Origin of the sequence: Streptomyces sp. CLV115, from assembly GCF_038448545.1 — a bacterium.
Taxonomy (GTDB): Bacteria; Actinomycetota; Actinomycetes; order Streptomycetales; family Streptomycetaceae; genus Streptomyces; species Streptomyces sanglieri.
Genome location: NZ_JBCEWQ010000016.1, coordinates 1 through 18,653, shown reverse-complemented (window position 1 = coordinate 18,653; position 18,653 = coordinate 1). Strand labels below are relative to the sequence as shown.

Genomic DNA, 18,653 nt, shown 5'->3' with positions numbered 1-18,653 from the left:
AGCACGGGAGCGCCGGGCGGGCACGTACCCGCCCGGCGCTCCACCGGTCCCGTCACTCCTCTGGGGAGTCCTCCGGCGGACCCTGCGGTCCCTCGCCGTCCCCGTCGCCCTCCCGGCCGGCCGGTGGCTGCCGGCCGGGTCCGCCCGCGGGCGGCGCGCCGGACCCCGGATCGCCGCCGCTCTCGGGGCGGACCGGCTTCGGCGGCCGGGTGCGGCCACTGGAGGTGTCGCGCAGGTACGAGGTGTCGCCGCTCTCCGTCGCGTGCCCGCCCGGTGCCTGGCCCGGACCGATGTCCCGGCGGCGCAGATAGCGCTCGAACTCCCGGGCGATGGCCTCGCCGCTCGCCTCGGGCAGCTCGGCGGTGTCCCGGGCCTCCTCCAGCGTCTGCACGTATTCGGCCACTTCGCTGTCCTCGGCGGCCAGTTGATCGACGCCGAGCTGCCAGGCGCGCGCGTCCTCGGGCAGTTCGCCCAGCGGGATGCGCAGACCGATGAGGTCCTCCAGCCGGTTCAGCAGCGCGAGTGTGGCCTTCGGGTTGGGCGGCTGCGACACGTAGTGCGGCACCGCCGCCCACAGGCTCACCGCGGGCACGCCCGCGTGCGTGCAGGCCTCCTGGAGGATGCCGACGATGCCCGTCGGCCCCTCGTACTTGGTCTCCTCCAGGTCCATGGTCCGTGCCAGGTCCGGGTCGGAGGTGACCCCGCTGACCGGCACCGGCCGGGTGTGCGGGGTGTCGCCGAGCAGGGCGCCCAGGATCACCACCATCTCCACTCCCAGCTCATGGGCGAAACCCAGGATCTCGTTGCAGAACGAGCGCCAGCGCATGGATGGTTCGATACCGCGGACCAGGACGAGATCGCGGGGCTTGTCCCCGCCGACGCGGACCACGGAGAGCCGGGTGGTCGGCCAGGTGATCTTGCGCACCCCGCCGTCCAGCCACAGCGTCGGCCGGTTGACCTGGAAGTCGTAGTAGTCCTCGGCGTCCAGCGCCGCGAACACCTCGCCCTTCCACTCCCGGTCCAGGTGCGCCACCGCCGTGGAGGCGGCGTCCCCTGCGTCGTTCCATCCCTCGAACGCGGCCACCATGACCGGGTCGATCAGCTCGGGTACTCCCTCGAGCTCGATCACCCAGGCCTCCTTCCGAAGTTCCCTTGTGTACCCATCAACCTTACGGCTTCCGGCCACTTGCGCCGCAGCCTCCGTGCACAGCCGGGCGAACCCGGCCCCCGGGGGCGTGTCACCGGTCGAATCAGGGCATCAAACCCTGGATACATCCGAGCTGTGGTGGGTAGATTTCGTTCAGGCGCTGGACGTTGGGGTCTTCATGGCGCTATACATCGGATGACCAGAACAGAGGTCCGATGTTATTCCCCTGGGGGCGCACATGAGTCAGACCGTCACGGATTTCGAGGTCCACGACATCCGTTTTCCGACCTCGGAACAACTGGACGGCTCGGACGCCATGAACCCCGATCCCGACTACTCGGCTGCCTACGTCGTACTGCGCACCGATGTCCAGGACCGCACGGACGGACCGGACGGCGGCAGTGCCGGCATCGAGGGACATGGCTTCTGTTTCACCATCGGGCGCGGCAACGAGGTGATGGCCGCCGCCATCGACACGCTGCGCCCCTATCTGGTGGGGCGCCCGGTGCCCCGCACCGCGGCCGATCTCGCCGCACTGCACCGCGAGCTCACCCACGACTCGCAACTGCGCTGGCTCGGCCCGGAGAAGGGCGTGATGCACATGGCGGCCGGAGCGGTCGTCAACGCCGCCTGGGACCTGGCCGCCAAGCTCGCGGGCAGACCGGTCTGGGAGTTCCTCGCCGGGATGACGCCCGAGGAGCTCGTCTCCCTCGTCGACTTCCGCTACCTCACCGACGCCCTCACCCCCGAGGAGGCCCTGGAGATCCTGCGGGCCGCCGAACCGGGCCGGGCCGAGCGCGCCGAACGGCTGCGCGCCGAGGGATACCCCGCGTACACCACCTCGCCCGGCTGGCTGGGCTACAGCGACGACAAGCTGGTCGGGCTCGCGAAGGAGGCCGTCGCCGACGGCTTCACCCAGATCAAGCTCAAGGTCGGCGGCAGCCTGAGCGACGACGTCCGCAGGCTCGCCCTGGCCCGCGAGGCCGTCGGGCCGGACATCCGGATCGCCGTCGACGCCAACCAGCGCTGGGACGTCCCGGACGCGGTCGAGTGGATGACCGCGCTCGCGCCGTACGACCCGCACTGGATCGAGGAGCCGACCAGCCCCGACGACATCCTCGGCCACGCCGCCGTCCGGGCCGGCCAGCCGGTCAAGGTCGCCACCGGCGAACACGTCGCCAACCGGGTCGTCTTCAAACAGCTGCTCCAGGCCGGCGCCGTCGACTTCGTCCAGATCGACGCGGCCCGCGTCGCGGGCGTCAACGAGAACCTGGCGATCCTGCTGCTCGCCGCCAAGTACGGCGTACCGGTCTGCCCGCACGCGGGCGGGGTAGGACTCTGCGAGCTGGTGCAGCACCTCTCGATGTTCGACTACGTGGCGGTCTCCGGCAGCCGGGACAACCGCGTGATCGAGTACGTCGACCATCTCCACGAGCACTTCGCCGATCCCACCGTGATCGAGTCGGGCCGCTACACCGCGCCGAGCGCCCCGGGCTTCTCCGCCCGGATGCTCCCCGAGTCGATCGACGCACACCGCTACCCGGAGGGCGCCGTATGGCAGTCCCGCCGCACCACCGAGGAGGCCGGCCGATGACCGCGACGAGCGACTTCGAAGGAATGGGAGCCCTGGTCACGGGCGGTGCCTCCGGCATCGGGGCCGCCGCCGCGACCATGCTGCTGGCGCGCGGCGCCCGGGTCGCCGTACTGGACCGGGAGACCGCGGGCGCCCCCGAGGGCGTCCTCGCCGTCGAGGCCGACGTCACCGACGACGACGCGGTGCGCGCGGCGGTCGACCGGGCCGCCGCCGAACTGGGCGCACTGCACACCGTCGTCTCCAACGCCGGCATCGGATCCATCGGCACCGTCGAGGACAACGCCGACGACGAGTGGACCCGGGTCCTGGACATCAACGTCCTCGGTATGGTCCGCACCGCCCGGCATGCCCTGCCCCATCTGCGGCGCGCGGCGGCCGACCGCCCCGGAGCCGTGTCGATCACCCAGACCTGCTCCATCGCGGCGACCGCCGGGCTGCCGCAGCGCGCCCTGTACAGCGCGAGCAAGGGCGCGGTGCTCTCGCTGACCCTGGCGATGGCCGCCGACCACGTCCGCGAGGGCATCCGGGTCAACTGCGTCAACCCCGGCACCGCGGACACCCCGTGGATCGGCCGGCTCCTCGGCCGGGCCGACGACCCGGCCGCCGAGCGGGCCGCACTCAACGCCCGCCAGCCGCTGGGACGGCTGGTGTCGGCCGACGAGGTGGCCGCCGCGATCGTCTACCTGGCGAGCCCCGCCGCCGCCTCGGTCACCGGCACGGCGCTGGCCGTCGACGGCGGCATGCAGGGGCTGCGGCTGCGCCCCGCCGAGAACTGACCGGGGGCGCCGGGTCCTTCCGTACGGGCGGCCGAGCCGCTGCACCGGGCCGACCGCCCCGCGCACCATGCACCTCCGCTTTGCCGACAGAGCTCCGAGCCGGTACTCACAAAGGACGGGACACCCATGAGAGTGCGTACGACGAGTGCGGCGGCCTGCGCCGTACTGCTGGCAGTCACGGCCCTCGCGGGCTGCAACCGCGAGTCCACCGCCGACGGCGCGGGCGGCGGGAAGGTCGGGATCGACCTGCCGCGCAGCGACAGCGACTTCTGGAACTCGTACCAGAACTACGTGGAGAAGGGCGTCGGGGCGGGCGAGGTCGAGGCGCTGCCGCTGACCAACTCGCAGAACGACATCGGCAAGCTGGTCGCCAACGTGCAGACCTTCACCGACCAGGGCGCCAAGGCCGTGGTGATGGCGCCGCAGGACACCGGTGCGATCGCCGAATCGCTCAACACGCTGAACGAGAAGAAGATCCCGGTCGTCAGCGTCGACACCCGCCCCGACAAGGGCGACATCTACATGGTGGTGCGTGCCGACAACAAGGCGTACGGGACCAACGCCTGCAAATACCTCGGCGAGCAGCTGGGGGGCAAGGGCAAGGTCGTCGAGTTCCAGGGCGACCTCTCCTCGATCAACGGCCGTGACCGGTCGGAGGCGTTCAAGGCCTGCATGGACAAGGACTTCCCCGGCATCAAGGTCTTCGAGCTGGCCACCGACTGGAAGGGCGACGTCGCCTCCGCCAAGCTCCAGGCCACCCTGGCCGCCAACCCCGACATCAACGGCATCTACATGCAGGCGGGCGGTGTCTTCCTGCAGCCCACCCTCGCCCTCCTGGAGCAGAAGAAGCTGCTGAAGCCGGCCGGTACGCCGGGGCACATCACGATCATCTCCAACGACGGCATTCCCGAGGAGTTCGACGCGATCAAGGCCGGGAAGATCGACGCGACGATCTCCCAGCCCGCCGACCTGTACGCGAAGTACGCGCTGTACTACGCCAAGGCGGCCCTGGACGGCAAGACCTTCAAGGAAGGCCCCACCGACCACGACTCCACCATCATCAAGATCCCGAACGGCTTCGAGGACCAGCTCCCGGCGCCGCTGGTGACCAAGGACAACGTCGACGACCCGAAGCTGTGGGCCAACCAGCTGGAGAAGAAGAGCTAGCCATGGACCAGGCACCACCTGCCGTACAGGCGGAAGGCGTTGTCAAACGCTTCGGGCCCACCGTGGCGCTCGACGGGGTCCGGCTCACCGTGCAGCCCGGCGAGTCGCACGCCCTGGTCGGCCGCAACGGCGCCGGAAAGTCCACGCTGGTCGGCGTGCTGACCGGACTCCACAGGGCGGACGCGGGCACCGTCGCGTTCGGCGGGGAACCCGCGCCCGCCTTCGGGGACACCACGGCCTGGCAGTCGAAGATCGCCTGCGTCTACCAGAAGTCCATGGTCGTCCCGGACCTGACCGTCGCGGAGAACCTCTTCCTCAACCGATTCGACGAGAACGCCCGCTGGATCAGCTGGGGCAAGCTGCGCAGACGCGCCGAGCGGCTGCTGGCCGAATACGGCGTCCAGGTCGACCCCGGCACCCGGGCGCGCGATCTCGCCGTCGAGCAGCGGCAGTTCGTCGAGATCGCCAGGGCGCTGTCCTTCGGCGCCCGGCTGATCGTCCTGGACGAGCCGACCGCCCAGCTCGACGCCCGGGGCATCGGCCGGCTCTTCGGCAAACTGCGGGAACTGCAGAGCCAGGGAGTGGCGTTCCTCTTCATCTCCCACCATCTCCAGGAGGTGTACGAGCTCTGCACGGCGGTCACCGTCTACCGCGACGCCCGCCATGTGCTGACCGCCCCCGTCGCCGACATCGCCAAGGCGGAGCTGGTGGCGGCGATGACCGGCGAGCAGTCCGCCGGAGCCACCGCCTGGCACGCTGACGGTGCCGGCGCGGCGGCGAGGGACGAGTCGGTCGCCCCCGTGCTGCGCACCGAGGGACTCACCGTCCCGGGCCGGTTCGAACCGCTGGACCTGGAGGTCCGGCCCGGCGAGGTGCTCGGCCTGGCCGGCTCCGCGGCCAGCGGCAACACGGCGCTGGGCGAGACCCTGGCCGGGATGCGGAAGGCGGGCGGCGGCACGGTCCGGGTGCACGGCAGGGCCGTGCGTCCGGGCAGTGTGCCGCACGCGCTGGACGCCGGGATCGGCTACATCCCCGAGGACCGGCACGACCAGGGCCTGGTCCTGGAACGCAGCGTCGCCGAGAACGCCACGCTCACGGTCACCGACCAGCTCGGCCCCTGGGGGACCGTACTGCCCTCCCGTACCAGGGAGTTCGCGCGCTCGATGATCGACTCGCTGGACATCAAGACCCAGGGGCCCGAACAGCCCGTCTCCGGACTCTCCGGCGGCAACCAGCAGAAGGTGGTGGTGGCCAGGGCGCTGGCCCGTGACCCCAGCGTGCTGGTGGCGGTGCGGCCCACCGCGGGCGTGGACATCAAGTCCAAGGACTCGCTGCTCGGAGTCGTACGACGGGTCGCCGACGAGGGGAATGCCGCAGTCATCATCTCGGACGAGCTGGACGATCTGCGGGTCTGCGACCGGGTGCTCGCCCTGTTCCACGGACGCGTGGTCGCGTCGTTCGCAAGCGGGTGGAACGACGGGGAGCTCGTCGCCGCCATGGAAGGTGTGGGGGAAAGGGAATGACCGGCACGGTACGGCCCCTGGCGGCCGACGGCATCGACAGCGGGCCCAAGGGCTCCCCGACCGGCGAACGGCCCGAACGGCCCCTGGACCGGCTCAGGCTGATCAGGTGGAGCGACTTCTCCCTGGTGCCGGTGATCCTGGTGCTGATGGTGATCGGGTTCATCGTCTCGCCGGTGTTCCTGACCTCCGAGAACCTGATCAGCGTGGTCCAGCAGTCCTCCGAGCTGAGCCTGCTGGTGCTGGGCCAGGCGCTGATCCTGATCTGCGGCCGGATGGACCTGTCGCTGGAGTCGACGATCGGCATCGCTCCGGTCGTCGCGATGTGGCTGGTGCTGCCCGCCGAGGGCGGCCGCTTCGCGGGCCTGGGGCTGCTGCCCACCTGGTCGGCGATCCCGCTCTGCCTGCTGGTGGGCCTCGTCGTCGGCGCGGTCAACGGCTTCCTGATGCTGAAGCTCAGGGTCAACGGCTTCATCGCCACGCTCGGCATGCTCACCATGCTGCGCGGGCTGCACATCGGGATCACCGAGGGCAAGTCCATCACCGACGTCCCGGAGTCCTTCCGCTACCTCGGCAAGAGCGAGTGGCTCGGCGCACCGGCCGCCGTCTGGATCTGCCTCGCGCTGTTCGCCGTCGGCGGTGCCGCGCTGGCCTGGCTGCGCCACGGGCGCTCGCTGTACGCCATCGGCGGCAACCCGGAGGCGGCGCGCGCCGCGGGCATCAGGGTGGACCGGGTCACCTGGATCGTGCTCGCCGTCGGCGGACTGCTGGCGGCCTTCGCGGGCATCCTCTACACCGGCCACTACGGATCGGTCGCGGCGACCCAGGGAAACGGCTGGATCTTCCAGGTGTTCGCCGCCGCGGTCATCGGCGGCATCAGCCTCAAGGGCGGTCGGGGCACGCTGTTCGGCGCGCTGACCGGTGTGCTGACGCTCCAGCTGGTGGTCAATGTGATGACCCTCGGCGGTGTCCCGGCGCTGTGGAACCAGTTCCTCAACGGCGCGATCATCATCGTCGCCCTGGTCATCTCCCGCTTCGCGAGCGGCGAGAAGCAGGACTGAGGACCGCCGGCGAACGGGGCGGGTGGGGGAGATGCCCCCAACCGCCCCGTTTTGCGCTACAGCGTCGAGCGCAACCACTGCTCCACGCTCGCCACATGCACCGTCGCCCACGCCCGCGCGGCCTCCGCGTCCCGGTCCCGCAGCGCCGACACGATCGCCCGGTGCTCGTGGAGCGTGCGGCTGACCGCGTCCTCCTGGGTCAGACCGCGCCAGACCCGCGCCCGGGTCGTCGGCCCCGACAGCCCGTCGAGCAGCGAGCAGAGCACCGAATTCCCGGACGACTGCACGATGCCGCGGTGGAACTCCAGATCGCAGGCGACCAGCTCCTCCACCGAGGGCTGTGCCCCCAGCGCGTCCAACTGCGAGCTGAGCACGTCCAGTTGGGCCTCGCTGATCCGGGTGGCGGCCATCGCCGTCGCGGCCGGCTCCAGGATCCTGCGGACCGCGAGGAACTCCAGCACCGTGTCGTCCCGGTGGAAGTCCACCACGAAGCTCAGTGCCTCCAGGAGCAGCTGCGGATCGAGGCTGGTCACATAGGTGCCGTCGCCCTGGCGCACATCGAGGATGCGGATCAGCGAGAGGGCCCGGACCGCCTCCCGGAGCGAGTTGCGGGACAGGCCGAGCTCCGCCGCGAGTTCGCTCTCCTTGGGGAGCCGGTCGCCGGGGCGCAGCGCACCCGAGACGATCATTCCCTTGATCTTCTCGATCGCCTCGTCGGTGACAGCCATGACGGTCCTCCTGGATCCGGACTGGAATCAGAACTGGGTTCAGACATCCGATGTATCTCTTCATTATGCGGGTCGGAAGAGCGGATGAACCAGGTCTGCCGCAGGTCGTCCCGGGTGCGGGCGGCGGGACGCCCCGCCGGGCTCAGTCCCAGAGCGCGGACGGCGCCTCGCGCCGCACCACCGGAGCGATCTCCTCCGCGAACCGCTGGAGCGTCTCGGCCTGCTCGTCCGCGCCCAGCCCGAAGCCGTCCACGGTGACGGACTGGAGGTCGTGCCCGTACACCTCGTGCCAGCCTAGGATCTTGTCGATGATCTGCTGCGGGCTGCCGATCAGCTGGGGCCCGTCCGCGACGGCCTCCTCGATGGTCCGAAACGGTGTGTTGTACCCCGCCTTCCCCTCCAGATGCGGCCGGAAGGACTGCGCCACCCTCGCCTCGTACACCTCCTTGTACCGCTCCACCGCCTGCTGCGAGCTGTCGGCGATCAGCAGCCCGCCCGAGCCCGCGGCCACCTGCGCGCGGGCCGGATCGTGGCCGTACGCCTCGAAGCGCTCCCGGTAGTGGCCGATCAGCCGGGCGTACGCCGCACGGGGCTGGATCGCGTTGGCGGTGAACAGCGGATCGCCGTGGCGCGCCGCCAGTTCGGGGGATTCGAGGCCGGTCGCCGAGCCGTGCCAGACGCGCGGCGGCCCCGCGTACGGGCGCGGCAGGGTCGTCGTGTTCTTCAGCGCCGGCCGGAATTCGCCGGCCCAGTCGACGCCCTCCTCGCTCCAGAGCCGCCGCAGTAGTTCGTACTTCTCCCGCTGGAGGTCCCACTGCCGCTCCTCGTCGAGCCCGAAGAGGTCGAAGTGACCGGCCTCCGCGCCCTTTCCGACGACCAGTTCGACCCGGCCGCCGGAGATCTGGTCGAGCGTCGCGAACTCCTCGGCCACCCGCACCGGGTCGAGGATCGCGAGGACCGTCACCCCGGTCAGCAGCCGGATCGTGGAGGTACGGGCCGCCAGCGCGCCGAGCACCACGCCCGGGCTGGACGAGAGGAAGGGGCCGGCGTGCCGTTCGCCGATCGCGTACGCGTCGAATCCCAGCCGTTCCGCGACGACTCCGGTCCCGATCACTTCCTCGAACCGTTCGGCGGGGGAGGGGAGCCGGTGGTTCAGCGGGTGCGGGGCGTGGCCGATGAGGGAGAGCACGGAGAACTTCATGGCTCAACTGTCCCCGCGCCGTATTGCACCCGTATGGCGGCCGTGTGGCACGTCGGCCGACCGGGCCGTTCCGGACACGCCGGAAGGGGCGGCCCCCGCGGGAGCCGCCCCTTCCCGTACGCCCGGCCCGGTCAGTCCCGGTCGCCGAGCACGGACTCGACGCCGGCCCGGATCTCGTCCGTCGCCAGGCCCCGGATCGTCAGCGTCGTGCGGCGGCGCAGCACGTCGTCGGCGGTCTCGGCCCACTCGTGGTCACGGGCGTAGGCGACCTGCGCCCAGATCTCCGGCGCGTCCGGGTGGATGCGCTCGGCCAGCGCCGGGTTCTCGTTCGCCATCCGGGCGATGTCGAAGGAGAGCGAACCGTAGTGCGTGGCGAGGTGCCGGGCGGTGTCGGCCGACATCCGGGGGCCCGGCGCGGCGCCGTCGATCAGCAGCCGGTGCGCCACCGCGTTCGGGTTGGCGATGCCGGGCAGCGGGAGCTTCTTCGGCAGGTGCGAGATCGGCTCCATGTCCTGTGCGAGCGGGTGCCCGGGGAGCGCGGCCAGCTTGTTCATCACCGTACGGCCGATGTGGCGGAACGTCGTCCACTTGCCGCCCGCGACCGAGAGCATCCCGCCCCGGCCCTCCGTCACGACCGTTTCGCGCTTGGCCTTGGAGGTGTCGCCGGGGCCGCCCGGCAGCACCCGCAGACCGGCGAAGGAGTACGTGATCAGATCGCGCGAGAGCTGCTGGTCCCGGATGGAGAACGCCGCCTCGTCGAGGATCTGCGCGGTGTCCTTCTCGGTGACCGCGACGTCCGCGGGATCGCCCTCGTACGCCTCGTCCGTCGTGCCGAGCAGCAGCATGTCCTCCCACGGCAGGGCGAACGTGATGCGGTACTTGTCGATCGGGGTGGCCAGCGCGGCCTTCCACGGGCGGGTGCGCTTCAGGACGAGGTGCGCGCCCTTGGACAGGCGTATGGAAGGCGCCGCGTCCGGGTTCTCCATCCTGCGCAGGTGGTCGACCCACGGCCCGGTGGCGTTCAGCACGAGACGGGCGTTGACGCCGAACTCCGTGCCGTCCAGCCGGTCTTCGAGGTCGGCGCCGGTCACCCGGCCCCTGGTGAACCGAAGCCCGGTCACCGCCGCGTGGTTGAGGACGACCGCACCCGCGTCGACGGCCGCGCGCACCGTCATCAGCGCCATCCGGGCGTCGTTCATCTGGTCGTCGCCGTAGACCGCGACGGCCTTCAGGTTGTCCGTGCGCAGCTCGGGCACGTCGCGCTGCGCCTTCGCCGGGCTGATGACATGCCCGACGCCGTCACCGAACGCGGAGAGCGCCGAGTAGGCGAACACCCCCGCGCCGAGCTTGGCCGCGCCGTGCGGGCCGCCCTTGTAGACCGGCAGGTAGAAGGTGAGCGGGTTGGCCAGGTGGGGGGCCACCTGGCGGGAGACCGCACGGCGTTCGAAGTGGTTCTCCGCGACCAGCTTCACCGCGCCGGTCTGCAGGTAGCGCAGACCGCCGTGGAGCAGCTTGGAGGAGGCGGAGGAGGTGGCGCCGGCGAAGTCGCCGGCGTCCACCAGGGCCACCCGCAGCCCGGACTGCGCGGCGTGCCAGGCGGTGGAGATGCCCAGGATGCCGCCACCGATCACCAGGAGGTCGTACGCAGCCTTGGACAGCTGCTCCCGAGTCTCGGCGCGGCTCGGGAGGGAGCCGGAGGCCGGGTGCGTCCCGAGGGCCGGGACGCTCTGCAGGGTGGTCATGTCGATTACTCCTCGGCAGTGTCTTCGTCGAGCCAGCCCATGGCGCGCTCTACGGCCTTGAGCCAGCTCTTGTACTCGCGGTCGCGGGTGTCCGCGTCCATGCGGGGGGTCCACTCGGCGGCCCGGCGCCAGTTGGCGCGCAGCGCGTCGGTGTCCGGCCAGAAGCCGACGGCGAGACCGGCGGCGTAGGCGGCGCCGAGGCAGGTCGTCTCGGCGACCATCGGCCGCACCACGGGTGCGTCCAGGAAGTCGGCGAGCGTCTGCATCAGCAGGTTGTTGGAGGTCATGCCGCCGTCGACCTTGAGGGCGGTCAGCTCGACGCCCGAGTCCTTGGTCATGGCGTCGGTGATCTCGCGGGTCTGCCAGGCGGTGGCCTCCAGGACGGCACGGGCGATGTGCGCCTTGGTGACGTACCTGGTCAGACCGGCGATGACACCGCGGGCGTCGGAGCGCCAGTAGGGGGCGAAGAGACCGGAGAACGCGGGCACGAAGTACGCGCCGCCGTTGTCCTCGACCGAGGAGGCCAGGGTCTCGATCTCGGCCGCGGACTTGATCAGGCCCATCTGGTCGCGCATCCACTGCACCAGCGAACCGGTGACGGCGATGGAGCCCTCCAGGGCGTAGACCGGCTTCTGGTCGCCGATCCGGTACCCGACGGTCGTCAGCAGCCCGTTGTACGAGTTGACGGGCTTCTCACCGGTGTTCATCAGCATGAAGGTGCCGGTGCCGTACGTGGACTTGGCCTCGCCCTCGGAGAAGCAGGTCTGGCCGAAGAGCGCCGCCTGCTGGTCGCCGAGCGCGGACGCCACGGGAACGCCGTCGAGCACGCCGCCCCTGGCGGTGCCGTACACCTCGGCGGAGGAACGGATCTCGGGGAGCACCGCGGCCGGGATCTCCATCGACTGGAGGATCCGCTCGTCCCACTGCATCTCGTGCAGGTTCATCAGGAGGGTGCGCGAGGCGTTGGTGACGTCGGTGACGTGGACGCCGCCGTCGGTGCCGCCGGTCAGGTTCCAGATGACCCAGGAGTCCATGGTGCCGAAGAGGATGTCGCCGCGCTCGGCGCGCTCGCGCAGCCCCTCGACGTTGTCGAGCAGCCAGCGGACCTTGGGGCCGGCGAAGTACGAGGCGAGCGGCAGCCCGGTCTCGCGGCGGAAACGGTCCTGCCCGACGTTGCGGCCGAGCTCCTTGCAGAGCGTGTCCGTCCGGGTGTCCTGCCAGACGAGGGCGTTGTGGACCGGCTCACCGGTGTTCTTGTCCCAGAGCAGCGTGGTCTCGCGCTGGTTGGTGATGCCGATCGCCTTCACGTCGGCGGCGGTGATGCCCGCCTTGACGACGGCTCCGGCCACGACCTCCTGGACGTTCTCCCAGATCTCGGTCGCGTTGTGCTCCACCCAGCCCGGCTTCGGGAAGATCTGCTCGTGCTCCTTCTGGTCGACGGAGACGATCCGGCCGTCCTTGTCGAAGACGATGCAGCGGCTGGAGGTGGTGCCCTGGTCGATGGCCGCGATGAACGGGCCGGTGGTGTGTGCGTCGGTCACGGTGTGCTCCCGGAAGTCTGTGTGGTCGTGAGGGTTACGGCTCTGGGCGCCGCGGCTCAGGCGAAGGCGACGTTGTAGAGCCCGCCCGCGATCGCGCCGCCGATGAGCGGTCCGGCGACCGGGATCCACGCGTAGCCCCAGTCGGAACCGCCCTTGTTCGGCAACGGCAGCAGCGCGTGCACGATACGCGGACCGAGGTCGCGAACCGGGTTGATCGCGTAGCCCGTCGGGCCGCCGAGCGAGAGGCCGATACCGACGACCACCAGGGCGGTGACCAGCGCGCCGAGCGTGCCCAGACCGTTGCCCTCGTTGTTGAGGCCCTGGGTGAGGATCGCCAGGACCAGCACGACGGTGGCGATGATCTCCGTGGCCAGGTTCTGCACGGCGTGCCGGATCTCCGGGCCGGTGGAGAAGATGCCCAGGACCGGGCCGGCCTTCGGTGCGGCGGCCTTGTCGACCATGCCTTCTTCACCCGTCTGGGCGCCCACGATCTCCGGATCCGTGAGGTGCGCCCGGAACTGCCCGTAGTACGTCAGCCAGACCAGCACCGCGCCGATCATCGCGCCGAACAGCTGGGACACGAGGTAGAGCGGAACGTCGCTCCACTTGGTGCCGCCCTCGATCGCGAGACCGATCGTGACCGCCGGGTTGAGGTGCGCGCCGGAAACGCCACCGGCCAGATACGCGCCGGTCAGCACCGCGAAACCCCACCCGAAGGTGATGGCCAGCCAGCCGGCGTTCTGCGCCTTGGAGCGCTTGAGAGTGACGGCGGCACAGACACCGCCGCCGAGCAGGATGAGCACGGCGGTACCTATGGTCTCGCCGATGAAGATGTCGGAGCTGGACACCCGCGACTCCTTTGTCCTTCGTCCAGGGAAGCCGAACCCCGGGTCCCTCCGGTGGTCCGCGCCCTCGTGGGAGGGCGTTTCCGGCCCTTGACGCTGTCACACCCTAACGCGAGTTTCCGTTTGGTGTTCGACAATGCCGACCGGTGAACGGCAATGCTTCCCCCAGGTGAATCGGGCGTCAAGGGTTGTGTGGCCTATAACTCGATCGTTACCGGGGGGTGCGCCGCCGCAGCGGTCAGAAGCGCCCGGCGCCCAGGTCCCTGGAGACCGCCCGGGCGCAGTCACGCACCGCCGCGATCAGCTCGGGGCGCAGTTCCCCGTCCGCGCAGACCCGCTCCACCGCACCGGTCACGGCCACCGCGCCGACCGGCATCCGCCGCCGGTCGTGGATCGGGGCGGCCACCGCGGCCACGCCCTCCCAGGTCTCCTCCACATCGGCCGCCCAGCCGCGCGCCCGGATCAGGTCGAGCATCGCCTCGAACTCCTCCGGACCGGTGACGGTGCGTGGCGTGAAGGGCTGCCGCTCGGCCTCCATCGCCTCGGTGTGCGCCACCGGGTCGTACGCCGAGAGCACCTTGCCCAGGGCCGTGGAGTGCAGTGGCTGCATGGCGCCGACCTCCAGGACCTGCCGGCTGTCGTCGGGGCGGAAGACGTGGTGGACGATCAGGACGCCCTGCTGGTGCAGCACGCCCAGATGGGCGCTCTCACCGCTGGAGCGGGCCAGGTCGTCGGTCCACACGAGCGCGCGGGCCCGCAGCTCGTGGACGTCCAGATAGCTGTTGCCCAGGCGCAGCAGCTCGGCGCCCAGCTGATAGCGGCCGGACGCGGCGTCCTGCTCCACGAAGCCCTCGTGCTGGAGCGTGCGCAGGATGCCGTGCGCGGTGCCCTTGGCCAGGCCCAGTGAAGAGGCGATGTCGGAGAGCCCCAGCCGACGTTCGCCACCTGCCAGCAGACGCAGCATCGCCGCCGCCCGCTCCAGCGACTGGATGTTCTTGGCCATCGCGCCGTACTCCTCCACCTCGGTTCGACAATGCTGAACACTATCGGTCGATGCCGACCCGTGCTCGACTGCGCGCCAAAAACCGCGACACCACTGCGATCGGGACATCCCCCGCACAGCATGCAGTCCGTTCCGTGGGACGGAGTGACGGCCCCGGCCGCCGCCCGGCTACGCTGGCCTGGTGCGCCTCCCACCGGAGACGCAAAGCCGACAGCCGTCGCATCCCAGGGAGTACATCCATGGCCTCGTCGCCGACCCCTTCCGCCGACAGCCGGAACCGAGCCGAAGCCCTCCGCGAGGCGCTCGCCACCCGTGTCGTGGTGGCCGACGGTGCCATGGGCACCATGCTCCAGGCACAGGATCCGACCCTTGAGGACTTCGAGAACCTCGAAGGCTGCAACGAGATCCTGAACGTCACCCGCCCCGACATCGTGCGCTCGGTGCACCAGGAGTACTTCGCCGTCGGCGTGGACTGCGTCGAGACGAACACCTTCGGCGCCAACCTGGCGGCCCTGGGCGAGTACGACATTCCCGAGCGGGTCTTCGAGCTCTCCGAGTCCGGCGCGCGCATCGCCCGCGAGGCCGCGGACGAGTTCACCGCCTCCACCGGGCAGCAGCGCTGGGTGCTCGGCTCGATGGGACCGGGCACGAAGCTGCCGACGCTGGGCCACGCCCCGTACACCAAGCTCCGCGACGCCTACCAGCAGAACGCCGAGGGCCTGATCGCCGGCGGCGCCGACGCCCTGCTGATCGAGACCACCCAGGACCTGCTCCAGACCAAGGCCTCCGTCATCGGCGCCCGCCGAGCCCTGGAGGCCACCGGGGCCAACCTCCCGGTGATCTGCTCCGTGACCGTCGAGACGACCGGCACCATGCTGCTCGGCTCCGAGATCGGCGCGGCACTCACCGCCCTGGAACCCCTCGGCATCGACCTCATCGGCCTGAACTGCGCCACCGGCCCCGCCGAGATGAGCGAGCACCTGCGCTACCTCGCCCGGCACTCCCGCATCCCGCTCTCCTGCATGCCCAACGCCGGCCTCCCCGTCCTCGGCAAGGACGGCGCGCACTACCCGCTGTCCCCGGCCGAGCTCGCGGAGGCCCAGGAGACCTTCGTACGGGAGTACGGCCTCTCGCTGGTCGGCGGCTGCTGCGGCACCACCCCGGAGCACCTGCGCCAGGTCGTCGAGCGGGTCCGGGGCGTGGCCGTCACCCCCCGCACCCCGCACCCCGAGCCGGGCGCCGCCTCCCTCTACCAGACCGTCCCGTTCCGCCAGGACACCTCGTACCTGGCGATCGGCGAGCGCACGAACGCCAACGGGTCGAAGAAGTTCCGCGAGGCCATGCTCGAAGCCCGCTGGGACGACTGCGTGGAGATGGCCCGCGACCAGATCCGCGAGGGCGCCCACATGCTCGACCTCTGCGTCGACTACGTGGGCCGCGACGGTGTCGCCGACATGGAGGAGCTGGCCGGCCGGTTCGCCACCGCGTCCACCCTGCCGATCGTGCTGGACTCGACGGAGCTGCCCGTCCTGCGGGCCGGCCTGGAGAAGCTGGGCGGCCGCGCCGTCCTGAACTCGGTCAACTACGAGGACGGCGACGGCCCCGAGTCCCGGTTCGCCAAGGTGACCGCGCTGGCCGCCGAGCACGGCGCCGCGCTGATCGCGCTGACCATCGACGAGGAGGGCCAGGCCCGGACCGTCGAGCACAAGGTCGCCATCGCCGAGCGGCTCATCGAGGACCTGACCGGCAACTGGGGCATCCACGAGTCCGACATCCTCATCGACACCCTGACCTTCACCATCTGCACCGGCCAGGAGGAGTCCCGCGGCGACGGCATCGCCACCATCGGGGCGATCCGCGAGCTGAAGAAGCGCCACCCCGATGTGCAGACCACGCTGGGCCTGTCCAACATCTCCTTCGGCCTCAACCCGGCCGCCCGCGTCGTGCTGAACTCCGTCTTCCTCGACGAGTGCGTCAAGGCCGGACTCGACTCCGCCATCGTGCACGCCTCCAAGATCCTGCCGATCGCCCGCCTGGAGGAGGAGCAGGTCAAGGTCGCCCTCGATCTCATCCACGACCGGCGCGCCGAGGGCTACGACCCGCTCCAGAAGCTCATGGAGCTGTTCGAGGGCGTCAGCACCAAGTCGATGAAGGCGGGCAAGGCCGAGGAGCTGCTGGCCCTGCCGCTCGACGAGCGGCTCCAGCGCCGCATCATCGACGGCGAGAAGAACGGCCTGGAAGCCGACCTCGACGAGGCCCTCACCGACACGCCCGCGCTGGACATCGTGAACAACACCCTCCTGGAGGGCATGAAGGTCGTCGGCGAGCTCTTCGGCTCCGGCCAGATGCAGCTGCCCTTCGTCCTCCAGTCCGCCGAGGTCATGAAGACCGCCGTGGCCTACCTCGAACCGCACATGGAGAAGTCCGACGCCGAGGGCAAGGGCACCATCGTCCTGGCCACCGTCCGCGGCGACGTCCACGACATCGGCAAGAACCTCGTCGACATCATCCTGTCCAACAACGGCTACAACGTCGTCAACCTCGGCATCAAGCAGCCCGTCTCCGCGATCCTGGAGGCCGCCGAGGAGCACCGGGCCGACGTCATCGGCATGTCCGGCCTCCTGGTGAAGTCCACCGTGATCATGAAGGAGAACCTGGAGGAGCTGAACCAGCGCAAGCTGGCCGCCGACTTCCCCGTCATCCTCGGCGGCGCGGCCCTCACCCGGGCCTACGTCGAGCAGGATCTCCACGAGATCTACGAGGGCGAGGTCCGCTACGCCCGCGACGCCTTCGAGGGGCTGCGGCTGATGGACGCGCTGATCGCGGTCAAGCGCGGTGTGCCGGGCGCGGTGCTGCCCGAGCTGAAGCAGCGCCGGGTGCCCAAGCGGGACACCGCGGTACTGGAGGTCGACGAGCCGCAGGAGGGCGTCCGCTCCGACGTCGCGGTCGACAACCCGGTGCCCGAGCCCCCCTTCTGGGGCACCCGGGTCATCAAGGGCATCCAGCTCAAGGAGTACGCCTCCTGGCTCGACGAGGGCGCCCTCTTCAAGGGCCAGTGGGGACTCAAGCAGGCCCGAGCCGGCGACGGACCGACGTACGAGGAGCTGGTGGAGACCGAGGGCCGCCCGCACCTGCGCGGCTGGCTCGACAAGCTCCACACCGAGAACCTCCTGGAAGCGGCCGTGGTCTACGGCTACTTCCCGTGCGTGTCCAAGGGCGAGGACCTGATCCTGCTCCACGAGGACGGCTCCGAGCGGACCCGCTTCACCTTCCCGCGCCAGCGTCGCGGCCGCCGCCTCTGCCTCGCGGACTTCTTCCGTCCCGAGGAGTCGGGCGAGACGGACGTGATCGGCCTCCAGGTCGTCACCGTCGGCTCGAAGATCGGCGGCGAGACCGCGAAGCTCTTCGAGGCCAACTCCTACCGCGACTACCTGGAGCTGCACGGCCTGTCCGTACAGCTGGCCGAGGCCCTCGCCGAGTACTGGCACGCCCGGGTCCGCGGTGAGCTGGGCTTCGGATCCGAGGACCCCTCGGACGTCGAGGACATGTTCGCGCTGAAGTACCGGGGGGCGCGCTTCTCCCTCGGCTACGGTGCCTGCCCCGACCTGGAGGACCGGGCGAAGATCGCCGAGCTGCTCCGGCCCGAGCGGATCGGGGTGCATCTCTCGGAGGAGTTCCAGCTGCATCCGGAGCAGTCCACCGACGCGATCGTCATCCATCACCCGGAGGCGAAGTACTTCAACGCGCGGTAAGACGATGTTCAACGCGCGGTAGCAGGACAAGTCGTACACTTGTCGGTCCAGTGCAGGCCGGTCGCCCTTCCCACGGGAAATGGCGGCCGGCCTTCTCGTCCCTACGGAAGGTGTGCCGGATGACCAGCACGGTCCCCGCGTCATTGACCCGCACGGCCGAAGGCGCCGCGCTCCAGGCCGTCCTCCTCGACATGGACGGCACCCTCGTCGACACCGAGGGGTTCTGGTGGGACGCCGAGGTGGAGGTGTTCGCCGAGCTCGGGCACCAGCTCGACGAAGCCTGGCGGGACGTGGTGGTCGGCGGGCCGATGACCCGCAGCGCCGGCTACCTCATCGATGTCACCGGCGCGGACATCGCTCTCGACGAGCTGACCGTGCTGCTCAACGACCGCTTCGAGAAGCGCATCGGCCGCGGTGTGCCGCTGATGCCGGGCGCGGCCCGGCTGCTGGCCGAGCTGGTCAGGCACGAGATCCCCACGGCCCTGGTCTCCGCCTCGCACCGGCGGATCATCGACCGGGTGCTGGACTCGGTGGGGCGCCACCACTTCGCCCTCACCGTCGCGGGGGCCCCCGGCG

Annotated in this window: 14 protein-coding genes; 7 read left to right on the top strand and 7 right to left on the bottom strand. The window is 70.6% G+C overall.

The features are described 5' to 3' along the window. Positions 1 to 52: 52 nt before the first annotated feature. Entirely contained in the window at positions 53 to 1,129 is a 1,077-nt protein-coding gene (locus AADR41_RS08910) for a PAC2 family protein (RefSeq protein ID WP_342280766.1), read from the bottom strand. Positions 1,130 to 1,385: 256 nt separating this feature from the next. On the opposite strand from AADR41_RS08910, the gene AADR41_RS08905 reads away from it, so the two are divergent. The 5 genes from AADR41_RS08905 to AADR41_RS08885 all read left to right on the top strand — a co-directional run bounded on the left by AADR41_RS08905 (position 1,386) and on the right by AADR41_RS08885 (position 7,265). Beyond that, positions 1,386 to 2,741: an L-fuconate dehydratase gene (locus AADR41_RS08905; protein WP_342280765.1), complete on the top strand. Its 1,356-nt coding sequence runs from the start codon at positions 1,386 to 1,388 to the stop codon at positions 2,739 to 2,741. After that, a complete protein-coding gene (locus AADR41_RS08900) occupies positions 2,738 to 3,517 on the top strand; it encodes an SDR family NAD(P)-dependent oxidoreductase (RefSeq protein WP_342280764.1) in 780 nt (259 codons plus the stop codon). The genes AADR41_RS08905 and AADR41_RS08900 overlap by 4 nt, the downstream gene beginning before the upstream one ends. A 126-nt stretch (positions 3,518 to 3,643) precedes the next feature. Further along, positions 3,644 to 4,684, top strand: coding sequence for a sugar ABC transporter substrate-binding protein (locus AADR41_RS08895; RefSeq protein WP_342280763.1), 1,041 nt, complete (start codon positions 3,644 to 3,646; stop codon positions 4,682 to 4,684). Between the two features lie 2 nt (positions 4,685 to 4,686). Further along, positions 4,687 to 6,207, top strand: a complete 1,521-nt coding sequence (locus AADR41_RS08890; protein ID WP_342280762.1) for a sugar ABC transporter ATP-binding protein — start codon at positions 4,687 to 4,689, stop codon at positions 6,205 to 6,207. Next, positions 6,204 to 7,265 carry an ABC transporter permease gene (locus tag AADR41_RS08885; RefSeq protein WP_342280761.1) on the top strand — a complete coding sequence of 354 codons (1,062 nt, stop codon included), beginning with the start codon at positions 6,204 to 6,206 and terminating at the stop codon, positions 7,263 to 7,265. The genes AADR41_RS08890 and AADR41_RS08885 overlap by 4 nt, the downstream gene beginning before the upstream one ends. 56 nt (positions 7,266 to 7,321) lie before the next feature. On the opposite strand, the gene AADR41_RS08880 is transcribed toward AADR41_RS08885, so the two are convergent. The 6 genes from AADR41_RS08880 to AADR41_RS08855 form a co-directional block, all read right to left on the bottom strand. Then, positions 7,322 to 7,993 carry a FadR/GntR family transcriptional regulator gene (locus AADR41_RS08880; protein ID WP_037700470.1) on the bottom strand — a complete coding sequence of 224 codons (672 nt, stop codon included), beginning with the start codon at positions 7,991 to 7,993 and terminating at the stop codon, positions 7,322 to 7,324. 142 nt (positions 7,994 to 8,135) lie between these two features. Further along, positions 8,136 to 9,194 carry an LLM class flavin-dependent oxidoreductase gene (locus tag AADR41_RS08875; RefSeq protein WP_342280760.1) on the bottom strand — a complete coding sequence of 353 codons (1,059 nt, stop codon included), beginning with the start codon at positions 9,192 to 9,194 and terminating at the stop codon, positions 8,136 to 8,138. Positions 9,195 to 9,325: 131 nt separating this feature from the next. Beyond that, a complete protein-coding gene (locus tag AADR41_RS08870) occupies positions 9,326 to 10,936 on the bottom strand; it encodes a glycerol-3-phosphate dehydrogenase/oxidase (protein WP_342280759.1) in 1,611 nt (536 codons plus the stop codon). Positions 10,937 to 10,941: 5 nt separating this feature from the next. Beyond that, a complete protein-coding gene (gene glpK, locus AADR41_RS08865; RefSeq protein ID WP_342280758.1) occupies positions 10,942 to 12,477 on the bottom strand; it encodes a glycerol kinase GlpK in 1,536 nt (511 codons plus the stop codon). Positions 12,478 to 12,533: 56 nt separating this feature from the next. Then, on the bottom strand, positions 12,534 to 13,325 hold the full coding sequence (locus AADR41_RS08860) for an MIP/aquaporin family protein (protein WP_342280757.1): 792 nt from the start codon (positions 13,323 to 13,325) through the stop codon (positions 12,534 to 12,536). Positions 13,326 to 13,560: 235 nt separating this feature from the next. Continuing rightward, entirely contained in the window at positions 13,561 to 14,325 is a 765-nt protein-coding gene (locus AADR41_RS08855; protein WP_342280756.1) for an IclR family transcriptional regulator, read from the bottom strand. A gap of 239 nt (positions 14,326 to 14,564) precedes the next feature. Between AADR41_RS08855 and metH the strand changes: the two genes are divergently transcribed. Together metH and AADR41_RS08845 are read left to right on the top strand one after the other, a co-directional pair. Then, a complete protein-coding gene (metH, locus tag AADR41_RS08850; protein WP_342280755.1) occupies positions 14,565 to 18,077 on the top strand; it encodes a methionine synthase in 3,513 nt (1,170 codons plus the stop codon). A 119-nt stretch (positions 18,078 to 18,196) separates the two neighbouring features. After that, a partial coding sequence (locus tag AADR41_RS08845) for an HAD family hydrolase (protein ID WP_342280754.1) occupies positions 18,197 to 18,653 on the top strand: 457 nt, incomplete at its 3' end.